This window comes from Paracoccus broussonetiae (assembly GCF_031854425.1).
Taxonomy (GTDB): Bacteria; Pseudomonadota; Alphaproteobacteria; order Rhodobacterales; family Rhodobacteraceae; genus Paracoccus; species Paracoccus broussonetiae.
On the sequence record NZ_JAVRQI010000022.1, the window covers coordinates 31,380 to 51,572 of the forward strand.

Annotated in this window: 19 protein-coding genes; 7 read left to right on the plus strand and 12 right to left on the minus strand. The window is 66.0% G+C overall.

Annotated elements, in window-relative coordinates; translation table 11 throughout:
* The first annotated feature begins 29 nt into the window (after positions 1-29).
* Positions 30-950 (plus strand): DMT family transporter, encoded by a 921-nt coding sequence (locus RM190_RS21325; protein ID WP_311761498.1) that lies wholly within the window; start codon positions 30-32, stop codon positions 948-950.
* Here RM190_RS21325 and RM190_RS21330 read toward each other — a convergent pair.
* Positions 905-1,498 carry a glutathione S-transferase family protein gene (locus tag RM190_RS21330; RefSeq protein ID WP_311761499.1) on the minus strand — a complete coding sequence of 198 codons (594 nt, stop codon included), beginning with the start codon at positions 1,496-1,498 and terminating at the stop codon, positions 905-907. The two genes, RM190_RS21325 and RM190_RS21330, sit on opposite strands and share 46 nt — an antisense overlap.
* 60 nt (positions 1,499-1,558) lie before the next feature.
* On the opposite strand from RM190_RS21330, the gene RM190_RS21335 reads away from it, so the two are divergent.
* A complete protein-coding gene (locus RM190_RS21335; RefSeq protein WP_311761500.1) occupies positions 1,559-2,260 on the plus strand; it encodes a helix-turn-helix transcriptional regulator in 702 nt (233 codons plus the stop codon).
* On the opposite strand, the gene RM190_RS21340 is transcribed toward RM190_RS21335, so the two are convergent.
* The gene (locus RM190_RS21340; RefSeq protein ID WP_311761501.1) at positions 2,238-3,641 is read right to left on the minus strand and encodes an aminotransferase class V-fold PLP-dependent enzyme; all 1,404 of its coding nucleotides are present in this window, start codon (positions 3,639-3,641) and stop codon (positions 2,238-2,240) included. The genes RM190_RS21335 and RM190_RS21340 overlap by 23 nt on opposite strands.
* A 90-nt stretch (positions 3,642-3,731) precedes the next feature.
* Between RM190_RS21340 and RM190_RS21345 the strand changes: the two genes are divergently transcribed.
* Genes RM190_RS21345 through pdeM form a run of 5 tightly spaced genes read left to right on the plus strand, consistent with a single transcriptional unit; the run spans position 3,732 to position 9,860 of the window.
* Entirely contained in the window at positions 3,732-4,208 is a 477-nt protein-coding gene (locus RM190_RS21345; RefSeq protein ID WP_311761502.1) for an Lrp/AsnC family transcriptional regulator, read from the plus strand.
* A 30-nt stretch (positions 4,209-4,238) separates the two neighbouring features.
* A complete protein-coding gene (locus tag RM190_RS21350) occupies positions 4,239-5,231 on the plus strand; it encodes a ligase-associated DNA damage response exonuclease (protein ID WP_311761503.1) in 993 nt (330 codons plus the stop codon).
* The gene (locus RM190_RS21355) at positions 5,228-6,775 is read left to right on the plus strand and encodes a cisplatin damage response ATP-dependent DNA ligase (RefSeq protein ID WP_311761504.1); all 1,548 of its coding nucleotides are present in this window, start codon (positions 5,228-5,230) and stop codon (positions 6,773-6,775) included. The genes RM190_RS21350 and RM190_RS21355 overlap by 4 nt, the downstream gene beginning before the upstream one ends.
* The gene (locus tag RM190_RS21360; protein WP_311761505.1) at positions 6,772-9,174 is read left to right on the plus strand and encodes a ligase-associated DNA damage response DEXH box helicase; all 2,403 of its coding nucleotides are present in this window, start codon (positions 6,772-6,774) and stop codon (positions 9,172-9,174) included. The genes RM190_RS21355 and RM190_RS21360 overlap by 4 nt, the downstream gene beginning before the upstream one ends.
* Positions 9,171-9,860: a ligase-associated DNA damage response endonuclease PdeM gene (gene pdeM, locus RM190_RS21365; RefSeq protein ID WP_311761506.1), complete on the plus strand. Its 690-nt coding sequence runs from the start codon at positions 9,171-9,173 to the stop codon at positions 9,858-9,860. Before RM190_RS21360 ends, pdeM begins: the two co-directional genes overlap by 4 nt.
* A gap of 50 nt (positions 9,861-9,910) precedes the next feature.
* Here pdeM and RM190_RS21370 read toward each other — a convergent pair whose 3' ends face one another.
* From RM190_RS21370 to RM190_RS21415, 10 genes are all read right to left on the minus strand, one after another.
* On the minus strand, positions 9,911-10,615 hold the full coding sequence (locus RM190_RS21370; RefSeq protein ID WP_311761507.1) for an outer membrane protein: 705 nt from the start codon (positions 10,613-10,615) through the stop codon (positions 9,911-9,913).
* 196 nt (positions 10,616-10,811) lie between these two features.
* The gene (gene gyrB / locus RM190_RS21375) at positions 10,812-13,250 is read right to left on the minus strand and encodes a DNA topoisomerase (ATP-hydrolyzing) subunit B (protein ID WP_311761508.1); all 2,439 of its coding nucleotides are present in this window, start codon (positions 13,248-13,250) and stop codon (positions 10,812-10,814) included.
* 93 nt (positions 13,251-13,343) lie between these two features.
* Positions 13,344-13,679: a DUF1491 family protein gene (locus RM190_RS21380; protein ID WP_311761509.1), complete on the minus strand. Its 336-nt coding sequence runs from the start codon at positions 13,677-13,679 to the stop codon at positions 13,344-13,346.
* The gene (gene era / locus RM190_RS21385; protein WP_311761510.1) at positions 13,672-14,583 is read right to left on the minus strand and encodes a GTPase Era; all 912 of its coding nucleotides are present in this window, start codon (positions 14,581-14,583) and stop codon (positions 13,672-13,674) included. The genes RM190_RS21380 and era overlap by 8 nt, the downstream gene beginning before the upstream one ends.
* Entirely contained in the window at positions 14,580-15,269 is a 690-nt protein-coding gene (gene rnc / locus RM190_RS21390; RefSeq protein WP_311761511.1) for a ribonuclease III, read from the minus strand. The genes era and rnc overlap by 4 nt, the downstream gene beginning before the upstream one ends.
* A gap of 42 nt (positions 15,270-15,311) precedes the next feature.
* A complete protein-coding gene (gene lepB, locus RM190_RS21395; RefSeq protein ID WP_311761512.1) occupies positions 15,312-16,103 on the minus strand; it encodes a signal peptidase I in 792 nt (263 codons plus the stop codon).
* Positions 16,104-16,161: 58 nt separating this feature from the next.
* Positions 16,162-16,596: a holo-ACP synthase gene (gene acpS, locus RM190_RS21400; protein WP_311761513.1), complete on the minus strand. Its 435-nt coding sequence runs from the start codon at positions 16,594-16,596 to the stop codon at positions 16,162-16,164.
* Entirely contained in the window at positions 16,593-17,327 is a 735-nt protein-coding gene (locus RM190_RS21405) for a pyridoxine 5'-phosphate synthase (RefSeq protein ID WP_311761514.1), read from the minus strand. Before RM190_RS21405 ends, acpS begins: the two co-directional genes overlap by 4 nt.
* Positions 17,328-17,355: 28 nt before the next feature.
* On the minus strand, positions 17,356-18,183 hold the full coding sequence (locus tag RM190_RS21410; protein ID WP_311761515.1) for a 4-(cytidine 5'-diphospho)-2-C-methyl-D-erythritol kinase: 828 nt from the start codon (positions 18,181-18,183) through the stop codon (positions 17,356-17,358).
* 1 nt (position 18,184) lies between these two features.
* Positions 18,185-20,038 carry a tetratricopeptide repeat protein gene (locus RM190_RS21415; RefSeq protein WP_311761516.1) on the minus strand — a complete coding sequence of 618 codons (1,854 nt, stop codon included), beginning with the start codon at positions 20,036-20,038 and terminating at the stop codon, positions 18,185-18,187.
* Positions 20,039-20,193: the final 155 nt, after the last annotated feature.

The following is a 20,193-nucleotide window of genomic DNA, read 5'->3' on the forward strand; positions in this document are numbered from 1 at the left end:
TGCGGGCGGTTCGACGGAAAGGCTGGCGCATGGATTTCAAGGCCATCGCGATGGGGTTCGGCTTTGCGCTGATGTGGGCTTCGGCCTTTACCACGACGCGGATGATCGTGACCGCCGCCCCGCCTTTGACCGCGCTGGTCATCCGCTTTGCCCTGTCCGCCGTGGTGGCGCTTCCGTTGGCCATTGCGATGGGGCAGAACCTTCGGCTCAGCCGCGCGGAATGGCGCACGGTCATAATCTTCGGCATCTGCCAGAACACGCTATACCTGGGCCTGAACTGGATCGCGATGCAGCATGTCGAGGCATCGGCGGCGGCCATCATCGCCTCGATGATGCCGCTGATCGTCGCCTTCTTCGGCTGGCTGATCTATGGCGAAAGGCTGCGGCCCGCCGCAGTGGTTGGCCTTGTCGCCGGGGCCGCCGGGGTGACGCTGATCATGGGCGTGCGCCTGCAGCACGGACTGGATATTCCGGGCACGATCCTTTGCCTGCTGGCGGTCGTCGCGTTGACGGTCGCGACCCTTGCCGCGCGCGGTGCGGGCGGCAGCCGCAACATGATGACCATCGTGGCCATGCAGATGGCCGTCGGCGCGCTGACGCTGGCGATCCCCGCCGCGATCCTGGAATGGGGCCGCCCCGTGCAGTGGAGCGGCCAGCTTGTCTGGGCCTTCATCTATACCGTGCTGGCACCGGGCATCGGCGCGACCTGGATCTGGTTCCTGCTGGTCGCCCGCGTGGGTGCGGTGCGGGCGGCCACGTTCCATTTCCTGTCACCGATCTTTGGTGTCGGCATCGCGGCGCTGCTGCTGGGCGAACGGTTCGGCGCCTCGGACGTGATCGGGGCCCTTGTCGTCGCAGCGGGCATCCTGATGGTGCAGCTGGCGCGCCTGCCGACTGCGCCGGCTCAGCCGTCGAAGGCCGCCGCCAGCGCCTGGGACGGGCGCGACTGAATCCGCCCCGCCCATTCGGTGATCGCCGGGGTGCTGGGCATGACGTCCCCGAAGAAGATGAAGGGGCTGGCGACCAGCAGATCCGCGGCCGAGAACTTGTCGCCCAGCAGCCAGGGCTGGCGGGTCAGGGTCTTGTCCAGCTGCTCCAGCGCCGTCGGGTAATTGCGGAACGTCGCCTGCAGGGCAGGGTGCGACAGGCCCGCGAATTGCAGCACCGCAACCGGTTCAAGCACGCCCTGATACCAGAACAGCCAGCTGAGATACTCGCCACGCTTCGGATCGCCTGGCAGCGGCGCCAGACCCGCCTCAGGGAAAAGATCGGTCAGGTATACGATGATCGCCCCGCGTTCGCGCAGGTGATCGTCCCCGTTGACCAGATAGGGGACCTTGCCCTCGGGGTGGGGGTTGGCGGGGTCGCGGCCGCCCGATCCGTCCTGGCGCGGGATCGTCACGGTGCGCACGCGGATCCTGTCCATCACGTCCAGCTCGTACAACAGGCTGATGATGGTGTTCGAGCGGCTTTGCGGGGCGTGATAAAGGGTCAGCATCTTGGCCTCCTGTTCTGACGGGTTCAGGATGCAACTGCCCTGCTGACAAAAGGTGACAGCATGTCCCGCACCGATCGACTGATGCGCCTGATGGATGCGATCCGCCGGTTGCCCGCACCGGTCACGGCCCTGCGTCTGGCCGAGGAAACCGGCGTATCGCAGCGCCAGCTTTACCGCGACATCGCCACGCTGCGCGCGGGCGGCGCGCTGATCGATGGCGAGGCGGGCCTGGGCTATTCCCTGACCGAAGATCCGGCGCTGCCGCCGCAAAGCTTCTCGCGCCTTGAGATCGAGGCGCTGATGCTGGCCGTGTCCGGGTTGTCGTCGCTGGGCGATGAAGCATTGTCGCGGGCGGGTCAGGACGCGCTGGCACGGATCATCGCGACGTTGCCGCAATCGCAGGGCCGTCACGCCATGCACGCGACGATGCGGCTGTTCCGAGAGCCACGCCCTCGGCCCGGTCCCAGCATCGACATGGAAATCCTCAGACAGGCGCTATGGGATGAACAAAGCCTGGTCATCGACTATCTCGACCTGAACGACCTCAGTTCGACGCGCGAGATCTGGCCGCTGGGCCTGTCCTTCAGCGACAATCACATGATGCTGCTGGCGCATTGCCGGCTGCGGGATGACTATCGCGTCTTTCACGTCCCGCGCATTCGCAGGATGGACCGGGGCGGCACCAGTTTCCGCCCCCGCCGGGTCGCGCTGCTGCGCGAATGGGTCGCTGCACGACGGGCTACTCTGCCGCAACCGGGGTGAAGATCGCGGTTGCGGGATCGCAGCGATACAGCGCCAGGTAATCCGTTGCGTGATCGGCGACATTGCAGACCGCGTCCAGGATCGCCGTTACCTCGGCCTCATCCGCTGCCCAGCACAGGTTCAGGCGGACGAATCCCGGCTTCTCGATCTCGTCCCCCGACAGGATTGCGGCGCGCAGGCGGTCGGATTCGGGCTGATCGATCCCCAGAAGCGCGTGGACATAGGGACCGGCGCAGGCGCATCCACCGCGCGCCTGCACTCCGTGCAGGTCCGACAGCATCCGCGTTGCCAGTTGCTGGTGGACATGACCGCCTTGCCCGTCGCGGATGCGGAAGCTGAAGAAGGGCAGGCGCGGGGCGTCCAGATTCCCCAGAAGCTCGATGCGGGCGTGATTGCGAAGCCGGGTCAGTCCGCGCGCCAGCCAGCGGGCATTGCGCTTGGCGATGCGCTGCTGTCCTGCCGCCTGTTTCGTCAGAAAGACCAGCGCGGCACGGATGTCGCCGGTGACGTTCGGGGTCCCGGCTTCTTCCCGCGCCTCGATCGACGACGAATAGTCGTGGCCCTGGGGCGAGACGAAACGGACGGTGCCGCCACCCGGCAGGGTCGGGCGCGTTTCGGCCACCGAATTTCGGCGCAAGATCATGACGCCGGATGCCCCCGGTCCGCCGATGAACTTGTGAGGTGAGGTTACGACCGCGTCCATCCCCAGCGCCATGTCGATGGCGAGATAGGGGCCAGCGCCGGCGTAATCCCATGCCACGCGCGCGCCCGCCTTTTTCAGCAAAGCCGTTACTGCGGCCACGTCGGTCAGCGTTCCGGTGACGTTCGATGCCGCGGAAAAGCTGCCGATCACCGGCCCCTTCGCGCGCGCCAGTTCGTCGCGGAGCGCGTCAAGGTCGGGACCGCCGGTGGGCGCTTCGGGAATGGTGATGACCCTTGCCCCGCTCTCGCGCCAGGGCAGGATGTTCGAATGATGTTCATAGGGGCCAAGCAGGACTGTCGCCTGCGGACCCACCTGCCACAGATGGACAAGCCTGTTGATGCCCTGTGTCGCGCCCGAGCCGGTAAAGATGACTGCGTGATCGTCCGAAGCATTGACGCATTCCGCGATGGCCGTACGTGCCGCCCGGCGCAGGCGGGTCATCGTGCCGCCGCAATGGCTGGCCTCGGTATGGCTGTTCGCATACCAGGGCAGCACGGTTTCGATCATCCACTCTTCCAACGGACGCAGCGCGCGGCCCGAGGCGATGTAATCGGCATAGATCAGTTTGCGCGGTCCGAACGGACCCTGAAAGACGGCATCGCGGCCGATCAGGCCGTCATGGATCGTCTGCAGGGGGTCTTCTCCCAGCCGGGCAAGGTAGCTGTCAAAGGGGGGCATCTGTTCCTCGTATTCCTATGCCCAGAATGACCCGTATCTTGCGATGAAACATCCGCTATAAACGATAGCATCTGCGAGAATGGTGGTCATATGAACGATCAGGCGAAGAATTTCGATGAAATCGACAACAAGCTGCTTGCGCTGCTGCAGCGTGACGCGAGCCTCTCGCAGCGCGAATTGGCCGAGCGGGTCGGCCTGTCCCAGAACGCGTGCTGGCGGCGCCTGACCCGGTTGACCGAGGCAGGGGTTCTTCAGGGCAGCCGCGCCCGCATCGACCCGGTCGCTCTGGGCCTGCAACTGACCGTCTTCATCGTCATCCGCACCCGCCATCACGATGACGCCTGGGCCCGCCGTTTCCGCGCCCGGATCGAGGCTCAGCCCGAAATCGTCGATTTCCACCGCATCGGCGGCGAATGGGACTATCTCGCCAAGGCGGTGACTACGGGGATGGCCGGCTATGACGCGCTGTACAAGCGATTGATCGTGGACATGGATCTTGAGCGCGTGACCGGCGTTTTCTCGATGGAAACCATTTTCGAGGGTCGTCCCCTGGTTTCTACGGGTTGATTTTCACGAAATGTTCTACACCTTGGAGACATGCGCGCTGAAGACCTGCTCTTTCCCACCAAGGCCGGGCTGTACTGCCCCGAAGGTGATTTCCACATCGACCCGCTGCAGCCGGTTCCGCGCGCGCTGATCACCCATGCCCACAGCGACCATGCCCGTATGGGTCACGGCGCGGTCATGGCCACGCGTGAGACGCTGGACATCATGCGCCTGCGCATGGGCGAAGGCTTTGCCGGAACGACCGAGATTGCCGGGGCCGAGACGCGTATCGGCGGTGTCAGCGTGGGTTTTCATCCTGCCGGTCACGTGCTCGGTTCCTCGCAGATCTCGGTCACGGCGGTAAACGGGCCGCGGATCGTGGTTTCGGGCGACTATTCCCGCCATCCGAACCCGACCTGTGCGCCCTTCGTTCCGGTCGCCTGCGATGTCTTCGTGACCGAGGCGACCTTTGGCCTGCCGGTCTTCAACTTCCCCGATCCCGCAACCGAGATCGCCCGGCTTCTTGCCAGCATGGCCGAATTTCCCGATCGTCCGCACCTGATCGGCGCCTATGCCTTGGGAAAGGCGCAACATCTTATCGCTCTGGTGCGCGCTGCGGGCCATGATGCGCCGATTGCCATCCACGGCGCGCTGAAGACGCTTTGCGATTACTATCAGGACTGCGGTGTCCCGCTTGGCGAGTTGATCCCCGCCACTGCGGATCAGGTGCCCGCCCAACTTGTGATCGCGCCGCCCTCGGCCTTTGCTAGCCCCTGGGTGCAGCGATTTCGCGACCCGGTGATCGGCTTTGCCTCGGGCTGGATGGCGGTTCGTGCGCGGGCGCGCCAGCGCGGGGCCGAACTGCCGCTGGTCATCAGCGATCACGTCGACTGGCTGGCGCTGACAGGGACGCTGACCGAACTGTCCCCGTCCGAGGTCTGGGTCACGCACGGGACCGAAGACGGGGTGATCCGCTGGTGCGAGCTGGCCCAGATCGCCGCGCGGCCCCTGCGGCTGGTCGGGTATGAGGACGAGGCGGAATGAAAGCCTTTGCCGCTTTGCTGGAACGCCTGGCCTTTACCCCGGCACGCAATGCCAAGCTGCTGCTTTTGCAGCACTACCTGCAGCGGACACCCGATCCGGACCGGGGTTGGGCCTTGGCCGCCCTGACCGGAGACCTACAATTGCGGACAGTCACGCCGTCGCTTCTGCGTGGCCTTGCGGCCGAGCGGGTCGATGGGCAGCTGCTGGCGCTCAGCTATGATTTTGTGGGCGATCTGGCCGAAACCATCGCGCTGATCTGGCCCGGCGGGGCCGAGGACGACCCCTCGTTGTCTCAGGCGGTGGCGCTGCTTCAGGGAACCGGGAAGGCCGCGTTGCCAGCCGCGATCGCGGCAATGCTGGACCGGCTTGGCCCGTCCGAGCGGCTGGCCTTCCTGAAGCTCGCGACCGGCAACCTGCGGGTCGGATTGTCGGCGCGCATGGCCCGGATGGCGCTGGCCGCGATGGGTGGCCCCACTGTTACCGAGATGGAAGAGGTCTGGCACGGGCTGACGCCGCCCTATGCCGCGCTTTTCGGCTGGATCGGCGGGGGCGCTGTCCCACAGGGCGCCGCGCTGGCCCCCTTCCGGCCCGTGATGCTGTCCACGCCGACCGATCTGGACGAACTGCGCGCCCTGCACCCCGCCGAATATGTCGCGGAATGGAAATGGGACGGCATCCGGGTGCAGGCGGTCAGCGAAGGCGGCGTGCGCAGGCTTTATTCCCGCACTGGCGAGGATATCTCGCACGCTTTTCCCGACGTGATCGCCGAAATGGGGTTTGAGGGCACGGCGGATGGCGAACTGCTGGTGCGACGCGACGATACGGTGGCCCCTTTCGGGGATCTGCAGAAGCGGCTGAACCGGAAGACGGTCGGCAAGTCGCTGCTGGCCAGCCACCCCGCCGGGCTGCGGCTTTACGACCTGCTGACATGGCAGGGCCGGGATCTGCGGAGCGAACCGTTGATGACGCGCCGCGCCCAGCTTGAGGCCGCCGATTTCGGCAGCTCGCGCATCGATGTCTCTCCGCTGCTGGATTTCGCAAGCTGGGACGATCTGGCCGCCCTGCGTGCGGACCCTCCTGCTGCGGTGATCGAAGGAGTGATGATCAAGCGCCGGGACAGTGCCTATCTGTCCGGGCGTCCGCGCGGACCATGGTTCAAGTGGAAGCGCGATCCCATGGTGGTCGATGCGGTGCTGATCTATGCGCAGCGCGGTCATGGCAAGCGGTCGGGCTTTCACTCGGACTTCACCTTTGGATTGTGGCGGGGCGAGGAACTGGTCCCGGTCGGCAAGGCCTATTTCGGCTTCACCGATGCCGAGCTGATCGAACTGGACCGCTTCGTGCGCCAGCACACGGTCGAGCGTTTCGGCCCCGTCCGCGCGCTGGAACCCCGGCTGGTGGTCGAAGTCGCATTCGAGGGGGTGAACCGCTCGACCCGCCACCGCTCGGGCGTCGCCATGCGCTTTCCCCGGATCAGCCGCATCCGCTGGGACAAGCCCGCGCTGGAGGCGGATCACCTGTCCGCGCTGGAGGCGATGCTGTGACCCTCCCGCCCGAATTCCGAAACTGGTTCGCCAGCAAGGGCTGGCAGCCCCATCCCCACCAGCTTGCCCTGCTGGAAACGCCGGGCGACAGCCTGCTGATCGCGCCGACGGGCGGTGGCAAGACCCTTGCCGGCTTCCTGCCTTCGCTGGTCGAGTTGCGGGCGGGCGGCGGGCGCAAGGGGTCGGTCCACACGCTCTACGTCTCGCCATTGAAGGCGCTGACGGCAGATATCGGGCGCAACCTTGCCCGGCCGGTGGCCGAATTGGGCCTGCCGATCCGGGTCGAGGACCGCACCGGAGATACCGGCGCGACCCAGCGCCGCCGCCAGCGCGTCGATCCACCCGAAATCCTGCTGACCACGCCCGAAAGCCTTGCCCTGATGCTGAGCTATCCCGAAGCACCCGCGATTTTCGCCGGTCTTCGCCGCGTCGTGCTGGACGAGTTGCACGCGCTGGCCGAAAGCAAGCGCGGCGACCAGCTGATGCTGGGGTTGGCCCGCCTGCGCAGCCTGTCGCCCGCCATGCGGGTGACGGGCCTTTCCGCGACGGTCGAGGATCCACAGGCGCTGGCCGATTTCATGGCGGGCGCCGGTCCCGTCACCGTTCATCTGGCCGATCCCGGACCCGATCCCGACATCGCCATGCTTGCGACCGAACAGCCCGCCCCCTGGGCAGGCGGCGGGGGCCATTACGCGGTCCCCGAGGTGCTGGAGGCGGTCAGGCAGGCCCGCACCACAATCATCTTCATCAATACCCGCGCGCAGGCCGAATTGTTCTTTCAGGCGCTGTGGGCCGCGAATGTGGACAACCTGCCCATCGGGCTGCATCACGGCAGCCTTGCGCGCGAACAGCGCACCCGCGTCGAGGCGGCGATGGCTGCCGGAGAATTGCGCGCGGTGGTCGCGACGGGCAGCCTTGATCTTGGCATCGACTGGGGCGCGGTTGACCTGGTGATCCAGGTCGGCGCTCCGAAAAACGTCAAACGGCTGGTCCAGCGCATCGGCAGAGCCAACCATCGCTATAACGCGCCGTCGATGGCGCGGATCGTGCCGGCAAACCGGTTCGAACAGATCGAATGCGTCGCCGCGCTTGAGGCGGTGCGCCTGCGCGATCTGGACGGGACGCCGCGCGGTCAGGGGCCGCTTGACGTGCTTTGCCAGCACATCCTGCTGACGGCCTGTGCGGCACCCTTTGACGCGGATGCGCTTTGGGCCGAGGTTCGCACCGCCGGTCCCTATCGCGCCCTATGCCGTGCCGATTTCGACGCCTGCCTGGATTTCGCGGCGACGGGGGGCTATGCGCTTCGCGCCTATGACCGCTGGCAGCGATTGATGCTGCGGGGCGGGCTGTGGCATCTGCGCGATCCGCGTGCCGCGAAGCTGCTGCGCATGAATGTCGGCACCATTGTCGAGGCCGAGATGGTCAAGGTCCGTCTGCGCGGGCGCGGCGGCACCCCCTTGGGCGAGGTCGAGGAGGATTTTGCGGCAAGCCTTGTTCCCGGCGACAGTTTCCTGATCGGCGGCAAGGTCGTCCGCATGGATGCGATGCGCGAAATGGTGATCGAGGTCACGCCGGTCCCGACCCGCCAGCCCAAGATCGCGGTCTACTCAGGGGTCAAGCTTGCCATGTCGACCCAGCTTGCCCATCGCGTTTTGGCGCTGATCGGCGACCCTTCGCGCCATGACGTCCTGCCCCCGGATACCCGTGACTGGCTGCGGCTTCAGGCGCAGGTCTCGCGCCTGCCCGAGCCGGGGGTGCTTCTGTCGGAAAGCTTTCCCCATGCCGGGTTGTGGCATTTCGCGCTTTACGGCTTTGCCGGGCGGAACGCGCTGCAGACCCTTGGCCTGCTGCTGACCCGAGAGATGGAGGGCGAGGGGCTGGGACCCCTGGGCTTCCTGATGACCGATTATGCGCTGCTGATCTGGTCGCTTGACCCCGTGACCGCGCCGGAACGGCTGTTGGACAGCGACCGGCTGCGCGCGGGTCTGGGGGATTGGCTGGGGGAAAATGCGGTCATGAAGCGCACCTTCCGCAATGTCGCAACGGTCGCGGGGCTGATCCATCGCAACATGCCCGGCAATCGCAAGTCGGGACGGCAGGCGACCTTTTCCAGTGACATCCTTTACGACACGCTGCGCAAATACGATCCCGGCCACCTGATGCTGCGCATCACCGCTGGCGAAGCCGGGCGCGGGCTGGTCGATTTCGGCCGGATCGAGGAGATGCTGGCCCGCTCTCCCCGGCGCGAACACCGGATGCTCGACAGGGTCTCGCCCATGGCCGCCCCTTTGCTGCTTGAGATCGGCAAGGTTCCGATCCGGGGCGAGGGGCGCGACCGACTGGCCCAGATCGAGGCCGCGGCCCTGATGCAGGCAGCGGGGCTGGAGGCGCTGGGATGACGGGCTACCGCTTCGCCTTTCACGGGCTGGTGCTGGAGGCCCGCCCCTCTGGCGCGCTGTGGTGGCCCGAGGGGCGCTGGCTGATCGTCTCGGACCTGCATCTGGGCAAGTCCGAGCGGTTGGCGCGGCGCGGCGGTCCCCTGCTTCCACCCTATGAGGGATTGCTAACGCTGGAGCGACTGTCGGCCGAGGTTGCGGCGCTGGACCCCGCGGCGGTGGTCAGCCTGGGTGACGGCTTCGATGATCTGGCCGCCGTGACCGCGCTGGACGCGCAGGTTGTGCGGCGGATCGGGGCGCTGGCCCGTGGCCGGGACTGGGTCTGGATCGGCGGCAATCACGATCCCGGTCCCCCGCAAGGCATGCCGGGCCGGGCGGCCGAGGCTGCGATGATCGGCCGTGTCACCCTGCGCCACGCGGCGCTTTCGGGGCAGGGGCCCGATATCTCTGGCCATTACCACCCGGTCGTACGCCTTGCGGGAGAGCGTCGGCGCAGCTTCCTGCTGGGGGGGCAGCATCTGCTTCTGCCCGCTTTCGGGGCCTATACTGGGGGGCTTGCCTGCGACGATCCGGCTTTGCGCGCGCTGGTTCCCACCGGCTTCGCGATGGCCTGCGGGACGCGCGCCGTCGTCGTCCTGCCAGTGGGCGGTCCCGCGCCTTTGGGTCGGGCGCGTCGCGGACGGATATGAAAAAGGGCCGCCCAAGGCGGCCCTTTCTGCAACTGCTGTGCTGCCGGATCTTAGAACCGGAAGTTCAGGCCCAGCTTGATGTTGCTGTAGTCGACGGTGGCTTCGGTGGTGTAACCTGCGGCTTCCAGCCGTTCCTTGCCAAAGTTCGCGTATTCGTATTCCGCGGTCATCGACATGCGGTCGGTCAGCTGCTTTTCAACGCCAAGACCCACGATGTAGCCGTCGGTGTCATAGCCGACATCTTCACCTGCGACTTCATAGTCGATATCGGCGCGGCCCCAGCCGGCGATACCATAGACCATCGTGTCCGGACGGACGACGTAGCCGGTCTTGAAGCGCAGGGCGAGCATGTTCTTGACCTTGGCATCGGCGCCGAGTTCGGTGCCGCCGATGACGCCCGAGGTGTCACCCTTGATGTCGCCGATTTCATAGCCAAGTTCCGGGCCGAACACCCAGTTGTCGCGTTGCCAGCGGTAACCGGCGCGGACGCCGCCATTGACGCCGTCGAGCTCCATTTCGCCGATATCACCCAGCAGGGTTTCGGTCGCTACGTCAGTGATGCCAACGCGGTCGCTGCCACCGAAGGCATAGCCCAGGGTCACACCGGCATAGCCACCAGCCCAGTTCGCAACCGGTTCGACGGCCACGGGAGCAATGACCGGTTCCGCGACGGGGGGCGTGTAGCCACCGGCACTGGCAGCACCTGCACCGAGTGCAAGCGAGGCTGCCATCATCGTAAGATGCTTCACATTCATGTCTTGTCTCCAGAGGCTAACTGCATCGTTCAACAGGCGCACGCGCTACGGCGAGGCGGCTCGTCGCGCCAGCTGCGATGCAGCAAACATCTCACGCGGACGAAATCCAAGGCCAAAGCGTGAATCCGTAGCTTAATATTCTACGCAAGCGATCGTGAAGTCGAGGGGTAATTCGTCAAAAAACGAAATTATTCCCTCATATATCAAGGTTTTCCACGTTGAGCGCGTTCTGTTGAATGAAATCTCGGCGTGGCTCAACAACATCACCCATGAGCTTGGTGAAGATGTCATCTGCCTCGCTGACGTCCTCAACGCGCACTTGCAGCATGGTTCGTGCGGCCGGGTCCAGAGTCGTTTCCCACAGCTGTTCGGGGTTCATTTCGCCCAGACCCTTATAGCGCTGCAGCGACAGCCCCTTTTCCCCTTCCAGGAAAATCGCCTGCAAAAGCCCCAGAGGGCCGTGAATCGGGATGTCGCGATCCTTGCGGATCAGATGCGCGGTCTGGCCATAGGTTTCCTGAAGGCTTGCCGTCATCGCGCCCAGCCTGCGGCTTTCGCCGCTGCGCAGCATCGGGCCGTCCAGTGTGCGGCTTTCCTCGACCCCGCGCACTTGGCGGGTCAGTCGGATGCCGGCATCCTGGGTCGGGCGACCGGACCAGCCGCGTTCATATTCCTCGGCGATCATGTCCAGGCGGCGGGCCACCGCTTCGGCCACGCCCTGCGCATCGGAATCGACACGGCCCTGCACCAGCGCGCCGGCGATGGCCGCCTGCTCGGTGATGTGGGACGGGTAATGGGTCGGATAGGCGCGCAGGATGCGCCGCGCAATGCGCGCTTCGTCCACGACGCGGGCAAGGTCGGCACCCGAGATGCTTTCGCCGCTGCCAAGCCGCAGGCTCGCGCCGTCAATGCCCTGCTCGATCAGGTAATCCTCAAGCGCGGCTTCGTCCTTCAGATAGACCTCGGACCGGCCGCGGCTGACTTTGTACAGCGGCGGTTGCGCGATATACAGGTGCCCGGCCTCGATCAGTTCCGGCATCTGGCGGAAGAAGAAGGTCAGCAGCAGGGTGCGGATATGCGCGCCGTCGACATCGGCATCGGTCATGATGACGATCTTGTGGTAGCGCAGCTTGTCCAGGTTGAATTCGTCCCGGCCGATGCTGGTCCCCAGCGCGGTGATCAGCGTGCCGACCTGGTCGCTGCTGAGCATCCGGTCAAAGCGCGCGCGCTCGACGTTCAGGATCTTGCCGCGCAGCGGCAGGACCGCCTGGTTCTGGCGCGAGCGGCCCTGTTTCGCCGAACCACCTGCCGAGTCACCCTCGACGATGAACAGTTCGGAAAGCGAGGGATCCTTTTCCTGGCAGTCGGCCAGCTTGCCGGGCAGCGAGGCAACGTCCATCGCCGTCTTGCGGCGGGTCAGTTCGCGCGCCTTGCGGGCGGCTTCGCGGGCCAGGGCAGCCTCGACGATCTTGCCGACGATCTGCTTTGCCTCGGCAGGGTTTTCCTCGAACCATTCGGCCAGCTTCTCGCCCACGAGTCCCTCGACGGCGGGGCGCACCTCGGACGAGACCAGCTTGTCCTTGGTCTGGCTGGAGAATTTGGGATCCGGCACCTTGACGGACAGAACACAGGTCAGCCCTTCACGGGCGTCGTCGCCGGTGAAGTCGACCTTCTCACGCTTGGCGGCGCCGCTGGACTGGGCGTAATTGTTGATGACGCGGGTCAGCGCGCCGCGGAAGCCCGCCAGGTGGGTGCCGCCGTCGCGCTGCGGGATGTTGTTGGTAAAGGGCAGCACCGTTTCGTGGTAGCTGTCGTTCCACCACATCGCGACCTCGATTCCGATGCCGTTCTTTTCGCCCTGGATGAAGATCGGGTCGGACATGACCGGCGTTTTCGAGCGGTCGATGAATTTCACGAATTCCCGCACGCCGCCTTCGTAGTAAAGCTCGGTCCTGAGGGGTTCGGCAGGCCGCTCGTCCTCAAGGATGATGCGCACGCCGGAATTCAGGAAGGCCAGTTCCCGCAGGCGGTTTTCCAGCGTCTTGTAGACGAAGTCGCGGTTCGAGAAGGTGCCTTCGGCGCTGTCTTCGCGTGACGAGGCCAGGAAGCGCACTTCGGTTCCCTTTTCGCCCGGTGCGGCATCGCCGACGACGCGCAGGTGCTCGACCGTGTCTCCATGCTCGAAGCGGGCGAAATGTTCCTTGCCGTTGCGCCAGACGCGCAGCTCCAGCCAGTCTGACAGCGCGTTGACGACGGAAACGCCGACGCCATGCAGGCCGCCCGAAACCTTGTAGCTGTTCTGGTCGAACTTCCCGCCCGCATGCAGCTGGGTCATGATGACTTCGGCCGCGCTGACGCCTTCGGTCGGGTGCATGTCGACCGGGATGCCGCGGCCGTTGTCGCGCACGGAAACGCTGCTGTCGGCATGGATCTTGACGCGCACGAAATCGGCGTGACCGGCCAGCGCCTCGTCGATGCCGTTGTCGACGACCTCGTAGACCATGTGATGCAGACCCGAGCCGTCATCCGTGTCCCCGATATACATGCCGGGACGCTTGCGCACAGCTTCCAGGCCCTTGAGAACCTTGATGGAATCGGCGCCATATTCGGAGGGCTGGGGGGCGGGTTCGGTCATTGTCATCTTATCCTGCCTTGGGCTCCCATCTTATAGGGGGTCACGGCCGGAATGTCACGGGAAAGCCACAAGATTTAGGGCTTTTCCGGGGATTCAGACCAGCCCCGGCTGATCCAGCAGCGTGGCTCCGTCACGGCTTTCGATCTCGATGACCCACAGGTCCGGATCGCGGCCGGAATGGCGGGCAATCTCGGCGTCGATTTCACGCTCGGCGCCCCCGGAGAGGTTGATCCAGGGGCGTTCATCGGTCTCGAAATCCCATTCCCGCACCCACAGGCTGGCACGGCCGTCCAGCGTCGCGCATTTGACCATGACCGCGCCCGCGGTATCGTCGCCGTGGCGCAGGACATAGGCGGGAATGTCGGCCAGCTGCAGCCGGCGAAGATAGGCCGAAACCCAGATCCCCGCCGCCAACCGCGCCTCAGGCATCGCCGTCGCGGAAATCCAGGCCCATTTCGTTATAGCGCTCGGCCTCGTCCAGCCAGTTTTCGCGCACCTTCACTTGCAGGAACAGGTGGACCGGGCGGCCCATGAATTCCGACAGTTCGGCGCGCGCAGCCTGGCCGACGGCCTTGATCGTCTCGCCGCCCTTGCCAAGTACGATGCCCTTGTGGCCGGGACGCGCGACATAGACGATCTGGTCCACCCGCGCCGAGCCGTCCTTCTTCTCCTCCCACTTCTCGGTTTCCACCGTCAGCTGGTAGGGGATTTCCTCGTGCAGGCGCAGGGTCAGCTTCTCGCGCGTGATCTCGGCGGCGATCATGCGCATCGGCAGGTCGGCCACCTGATCCTCGGGATAAAGCCACGGGCTTTCGGGCACCTCGGCCGCCAGCCAATCTGCGAGATCGTTGCAGCCATAGCCCTTTTCGGCCGAGACCATGAAGGTCTTGGCGAATTCGAACTTGCTGTTCAACTCCTGCGACAGCGCCAGCAGCACCTCGGCCTTGACGCGGTCGATCTTGTTGATGACCAGCGCCACGGGGGTCTTGCCCGCGTTTTCGCGCAGGTTGTCGATAATGGATTGCGCTCCGTCCGTCAGGCCGCGATGCGCCTCGATCAGGAGCAGGATCACATCGGCATCGGCAGCCCCGCCCCATGCGGCCTTGACCATGCTGCGGTCCAGACGGCGGCGCGGGCGAAAGATGCCGGGTGTGTCGACGAAGACGATCTGGGCATTCTCGTGCATCGCGATGCCGCGGATGCGGGCGCGCGTCGTCTGCACCTTGTGCGTGACGATCGAGACCTTGGCCCCGACCATCCGGTTCAGCAGGGTGGATTTCCCGGCGTTCGGTTCGCCGATCAGGGCAACGAAGCCTGCGCGCGTGTCGGTCATGTCGTTCCTTCGATCCGGTCCAGCAGGGCCTGTGCGGCCGCCTGCTCGATGCTGCGTTTGGTGCCCTGTCCGCTGGCGATGGCTTCGCGCCCGTCGTCCAGCCTGACGGTGATTTCGAATTCCGGCGCATGGTCCGGCCCCGAGCGGGCGGTCTGGACATAGCGGGGCGGCGTCATGCCATTGGCCTGCGCCCATTCCTGCAGGACGGTCTTGGCATCGCGGCTGTCGGAATCGACATTCTTCAGCCGGTCTGCCCAATGCTTCAGGATGACACCGCGCGCGGCCTCCAGCCCCGCATCAAGGTAGATCGCGGCGATGACCGCCTCAAGCGCGTCGGCGAGCAGGGCTTCCTTGCGGCGACCGCCGGACAGCATTTCCGAGCGGCCAAGCTTCAGGACGTCGCCCAGACCGATTTCGCGCGCGACGGCGGCGCAAGTCTCGCCCTTGACCAGCGCGTTGTAGCGGGGGGCAAGCTGGCCCTCGCTTGCGGCGCGGTCGGCCGAAAACAGCGCTTCGGCCATGGTCAGCCCCAGGACGCGGTCGCCCAGGAACTCCAGGCGCTGGTTGTCGGGGCGGGTCGTGCTGGCGATAGAGCCGTGGGTAAGGGCGCGCTGCAGCAGTTCGGGCCGGGCGAAGTCATGGCCCAGCCGTCCCGAGAAGGCGCGTAGTTCGGCAGAAATCTTCATGTTCCGATCCTGCCACGGCCCCCCTTCCGCGGCAATTCTTCCTTATTCGACGGCCTTGAAGAAACGATCCGGGCGCCAGGTCCAGAAATACAGCAGCGACTTGCCCGCGGACGAGAACATGATCCGGTCGGCACGGCCGATCAGGTATTCCGCCGGAACCATGCCGACGCCGCCCAGCGAGGCAGGCCAGCGCGAGTCGCCAGAATTGTCCCGGTTGTCGCCCATGAAGAAGTAATTCCCCTCAGGCACGGTGAATTCCGGCGTGTTGTCGCCCGGCCCGTTGTCCGTCAGGTTCAGCACGTCATGGCTGACGCCGTTGGGCAGCGTTTCGGTCATGCGCTCTGAGACGCATTGACCGTCGGTCGCGGCGCGGATCTGGCTGGGGCAGGGCAGGCTGCCTTGCGGTCCCTGCGGAGCCTGTTCCTCGGTGAAGGTGCCGTTGGCGACCTGCGGCGCAGCCTCGCCATTGATGTAAAGGACACCGTTGCGCATCTGGATGCGGTCGCCCGGCAGGCCGATCAGCCGCTTGATGAAGTCGTCGCCACGCGTCGGATGGCGGAAGACGACCACGTCACCCCGCTCGGGTTCCGAGCCAAGGATGCGTCCCGAGATCGGACACATCGAGAAGGGGCAGGAATGCTGGGAATAGCCATAGGCCATCTTGTTGACGAACAGGAAGTCGCCGATCAGCAACGTGTCCTTCATGCTGCCCGAGGGGATCCAGAACGGCTGGAAGAACAGCGTGCGGAACACCCCCGCGATCAGCAGGGCCCAGAAGATGGTCTTGACGGTTTCCCAGATGCCGCCATCTTTGCGGGCTTCGCTTTTGGCCATGGATGCCGGTCCCCTCATGCGGAATTCGCGCGTTCATGGGCCGCGCGACAAGACAAAGTCAAGCGGAAGCGCCGGTAAACATGGGGGCGATCACGCCCTCGGGAAGCGCCTCGATCACCACGAAGGCCTGCGCCCAGGGGTGATCGTCGGTCAGGGTGACATGGACGAAGGCCCGGTGGCCCGCAGGCGTCATGCTGCGCAGGCGTTCCGCCGCCCAGCCGGTCAGATGCATGGTGGGCTGGCCGCTGGGCAGGTTGCGCACGGCCATGTCCTTCCAGCTGATGCCCATGGCAAGCCCGGTGCCAAGCGCCTTTGAGCAGGCTTCCTTCGCGGCCCAGCGTTTGGCCAGGGTCGCGGCCTCAAGCTTGCGGCGTGCGGCAAGGGCCAGCTCGGTCTCGGTGAAGACGCGATTGCGAAAGCGGTCGCCATGGCGATCCAGTACCCCCGCGATGCGGTCGATATTGGCAAGATCCGAGCCGATGCCAAGGATCATGCGCGCGCCGCGTCCATCCGGCGGCGCATTTCGCGGATCGCCTGGTCCAGCCCGATGAAGACCGATTCCGCGATCAGGAAATGCCCGATGTTCAATTCCTTGAACTCGGGGATCGCGGCGATCGGCCCGACCGTGTCGAAGGTCAGCCCGTGGCCGGCATGGACCTCAAGCCCAAGGCTTGCCGCCAGCGCCGCGCCCTTGCGCAGCGCCGCCAGTTCGGCGTCGCGTTCCGCCACCCGGCCCTCAGTGTCGAAGTCGCAATAGGCGCCGGTGTGAAGTTCGACGACCGTCGCGCCGATCCGTGCCGCGGCCTCGATCTGGGCGGGTTCATGGCCGATGAACAGCGACACGCGGCACCCTGCGTTGCGCAGGGGCGCGATGAAACCGGCCAGTTGCGCCTCGTTTCCGGCGACATCCAGCCCGCCCTCGGTCGTGCGCTCTTCGCGTTTTTCGGGGACGATGCAGACTGCGTGCGGGCGGTGGCGCAGAGCAATGGCTTGCATTTCCGGCGTCGCGGCCATTTCCAGGTTCAGGGGCAGGCGCAGCTGCGCCATCAGGTTGTCGATATCCGCGTCCGAGATGTGGCGTCGATCCTCGCGCAGATGCGCGGTGATGCCGTCGGCCCCGGCGGCCTCGGCCAGTTCGGCGGCGCGCACCGGGTCGGGCCAGGGCGTGCCGCGCGCATTGCGGATGGTGGCGACATGGTCGATGTTCACGCCAAGGCGTAGCATGGTCTTTCCTCCCGAATTCCGCCCGGTTCTAAAGCGTCCCGCGATCTTGCGCGAGTCCGGATGCGGCCACCCACCAGTCCGGATGATCCGCAGCGATCGCGCGGCGCGCATCCTCGGCTGTCCGTGCATCCGGGAACAGGCCGAAACAGGTGGCGCCCGATCCCGACATGCGGGCCAGCGCGGCGCCCGCGCCCTGCAACGCGGCCAGGCAGTCCGCGATCACGGGCAGCAGCCGGATCGCCGCGGGCTGCAGGTCATTGCGGCAGTCGGTCAGGAACGCGATCAGGGTCGCGGCATCGGGGAAATCAGGAAGAACCTGGGGTATCGGTGGGTTCACGCGGCAGTCCAGCGCCGCAAAGACCGCCGGTGTCGACAGCCCGCAAAGCGGGTTCACCAGCAGCACATGCAGTTGGGGCAGGGGCGGCAGCGGGGTCAGGATCTCTCCCAGCCCCTGCATCCGCATCGGCCGGCCCGCAAGGCATACCGGAACATCCGCGCCCAGTATCTCGGTTCCGGGGGGGCGGGCGTCCAGCGCGCGCAGCACCGCCGCCGCATCGGCCGAGCCGCCCCCGATGCCCGAGGCGACGGGCAGGTTCTTTTCCAGCGTGATGACCGCTTCGCGTCCGGCCAGCCGGGCCGCGCGCAGACACAGGTTCTGGGGATCGTCGGCAAGTGCCCCGGCAAAGGGGCCGGTCAGGCGCAAAGATAGCGGCCCCGGCGCGACCGTCACGACGTCACCCACGTCCAGAAACACCACGAGGGAATCGAGCAGGTGATAGCCATCGTCCCGCCGTCCGGTCACGTGCAGCGTCAGGTTCAGTTTCGCGGGCGCAAGCTCGCGCCGGGGCAGGGTCATGTCAGTTCTTGGTCGAATCGGCCGGGGTCTGGGTGGCGCGGGGGGTGGGAAGCTTGCCACCATTCGCCTTTTCCTCGGCAAGAACCTTGTCCAGCCCGCGATCCAGCTTGGCGTGGATGCGCTGTGCTTCGCTTTCCTGCTCGGGCTTCAGCGACAGGGCGCGCTGCCACTGGATCTCGGCTTCGCGGTGACGGCCTGCCATCCAGTAGATGTCGCCCATGTGGTCATTGACCAGCGAATCCCCGGCCATCGCCGAGACGGCCTTTTCCATCGGGGCGACCGCCTCGTCATAGCGACCCATCCGGTAATAGGCCCAGGCCAGCGAATCGAGGATATAGCCGTCATCCGGACGCAGCTCGACTGCGCGCTTGATCAGGTTCAGCGCCTCGTCCAGCTTCTCGCCACGGTCGACAAGGCTGTAGCCCAGATAATTCAGCACTTGCGCGGAGTCCGGGCGCAGCTTCAGCGCGGCGCGGAAATCCGCCTCGGCCTTGGGGAACTGGCCCGAACGTTCCAGCGCGATGCCACGCGCATAAAGCGGGAACCAGCGCGCCTCGCCCGCCTTGGTGCCGATCAGCGACAGGGCCTTGTCATAGGCGGGGATCGCCTGCGCGAACTTGTCCTGCTGGCGCAGCAGGTCGCCAAGGGCGATCCAGCCCTGCGCCAGTTCGGGATGCGCGGCGGTCAAGGACAGGGCCGCCTTTTCGGCATCGTCCAGACGGTCGGCGCGGGTCAGCGCGTCGATCCGCGACAATTCCGCGATCGGCCGCATGTCGCCCAGTTCGCGCAGCGCGTCGAATTCCTGCTCGGCCAGATCGAACTGCCCGAAGCCCTGCAGAAGCTGGGCGGTGATCAGCCGCGCTTCGCCCAGGTCGGGGGCAAGATACGATGCCAGACGTGCATGAATCAGCGCCAGCGGATCGGGATCGTCGCTGTTGGCAAGGACGCTGGCAAAGGTCAGATAGACCTGCGCCAGCCCGTCCGCCGGGGTGCGCACGCTGTCGAAGGGCAGTGTCTCGCCCTTTTTCAGCCGGTCGCGCAGGGCGACAAGATGCGGCTCCTCCTCGAATCCGGGGGTCTCCTCCAGCATCTTGATGGCATCGGCATTGCGCTCAAGCTGGGACAGGACCTGCGCGCGGGCGATGACGCCCAGGATATGCGCGCCAGCGGACTTGTCCTCCAGAAGCTTATCGGCCCCCTCATAATCGCCGACCGCCGCCTTGGCGAGCGCGAGGTGATAGTTCACCATCGGCCGCGCGCCGCGCACCTTGCCCATTTCCTCAAAGGCGGACAGCGCCTGGCGTGCATTCCCGGCACCCAGCAACGCCCAGGCGCGCATCATCTTGTCGAACAGCTGGTTGCCGCCCGGCGCGACCTCGTCGACATCGTCGCGGGTGCTGGGCGGGGGGGCCTTGTCGATGGCATTGACCAGATCCTGCCAGCGCCCGGCCCGCGCCAGTTCGGTGCGCTGCATCAGACGTGCCAGTTCGGTCGCGCGGCCCTGATCGGTCATGGTGACGGCAAGCGCACCCGCCCGCTCCATCTCTCCGGCCGAGATCAGCGCGACCAGCGCGGAATCCTGCAGGAAGGGGTCGGTGTCATCCTGCGTCATCGCCTGCAGGTAATAATCCGCGGCGCTGCGGTAATCATTGGCGATCGCGGCCTGGCGCGCGGCCAGATAGGGCCCGGCCAGCCCATGCGTCTCGGGGCCGGGCTTGGCGGTTGCCTTGTCCTCGGGCCCGCCCGGCGCCGAAGGCGCCTTCTGGGCGAGCGAGGGGGCGGCAAGGGCTGCGCCGGTAAATCCCGGCGTGGCGGTCAGCGCGATAAGCGCCAGAGAAAGCAGTCTTGTCGTCACGGTTTCGGCCCATTCCTGGCAATACCCGCTGCGACCCTAGCCTTCCCTTTGCCGATGGGCAACGCCGCCCCTTTCTCGGCCGGTTCCCCCCTCGATCACATGTTCGGGTAGTTTGGCCCGTCACCGCCCTGCGGGGTGGTCCAGACGATGTTCTG

Excerpts from the sequence above, each read along its gene's own strand:
- RM190_RS21325 (WP_311761498.1), top strand. The coding sequence starts at position 30 with ATGGATTTCAAGGCCATCGCGATGGGGTTCGGCTTTGCGCTGATGTGG.
- RM190_RS21330 (WP_311761499.1), bottom strand. The coding sequence starts at position 1,498 with ATGCTGACCCTTTATCACGCCCCGCAAAGCCGCTCGAACACCATCATC.
- RM190_RS21335 (WP_311761500.1), top strand. The coding sequence starts at position 1,559 with ATGTCCCGCACCGATCGACTGATGCGCCTGATGGATGCGATCCGCCGG.
- RM190_RS21340 (WP_311761501.1), bottom strand. The coding sequence starts at position 3,641 with ATGCCCCCCTTTGACAGCTACCTTGCCCGGCTGGGAGAAGACCCCCTG.
- RM190_RS21345 (WP_311761502.1), top strand. The coding sequence starts at position 3,732 with ATGAACGATCAGGCGAAGAATTTCGATGAAATCGACAACAAGCTGCTT.
- RM190_RS21350 (WP_311761503.1), top strand. The coding sequence starts at position 4,239 with ATGCGCGCTGAAGACCTGCTCTTTCCCACCAAGGCCGGGCTGTACTGC.
- RM190_RS21355 (WP_311761504.1), top strand. The coding sequence starts at position 5,228 with ATGAAAGCCTTTGCCGCTTTGCTGGAACGCCTGGCCTTTACCCCGGCA.
- pdeM (WP_311761506.1), top strand. The coding sequence starts at position 9,171 with ATGACGGGCTACCGCTTCGCCTTTCACGGGCTGGTGCTGGAGGCCCGC.
- RM190_RS21370 (WP_311761507.1), bottom strand. The coding sequence starts at position 10,615 with ATGAATGTGAAGCATCTTACGATGATGGCAGCCTCGCTTGCACTCGGT.
- gyrB (WP_311761508.1), bottom strand. The coding sequence starts at position 13,250 with ATGACCGAACCCGCCCCCCAGCCCTCCGAATATGGCGCCGATTCCATC.
- RM190_RS21380 (WP_311761509.1), bottom strand. The coding sequence starts at position 13,679 with ATGCCTGAGGCGCGGTTGGCGGCGGGGATCTGGGTTTCGGCCTATCTT.
- era (WP_311761510.1), bottom strand. The coding sequence starts at position 14,583 with ATGACCGACACGCGCGCAGGCTTCGTTGCCCTGATCGGCGAACCGAAC.
- rnc (WP_311761511.1), bottom strand. The coding sequence starts at position 15,269 with ATGAAGATTTCTGCCGAACTACGCGCCTTCTCGGGACGGCTGGGCCAT.
- lepB (WP_311761512.1), bottom strand. The coding sequence starts at position 16,103 with ATGGCCAAAAGCGAAGCCCGCAAAGATGGCGGCATCTGGGAAACCGTC.
- acpS (WP_311761513.1), bottom strand. The coding sequence starts at position 16,596 with ATGATCCTTGGCATCGGCTCGGATCTTGCCAATATCGACCGCATCGCG.
- RM190_RS21405 (WP_311761514.1), bottom strand. The coding sequence starts at position 17,327 with ATGCTACGCCTTGGCGTGAACATCGACCATGTCGCCACCATCCGCAAT.
- RM190_RS21410 (WP_311761515.1), bottom strand. The coding sequence starts at position 18,183 with ATGACCCTGCCCCGGCGCGAGCTTGCGCCCGCGAAACTGAACCTGACG.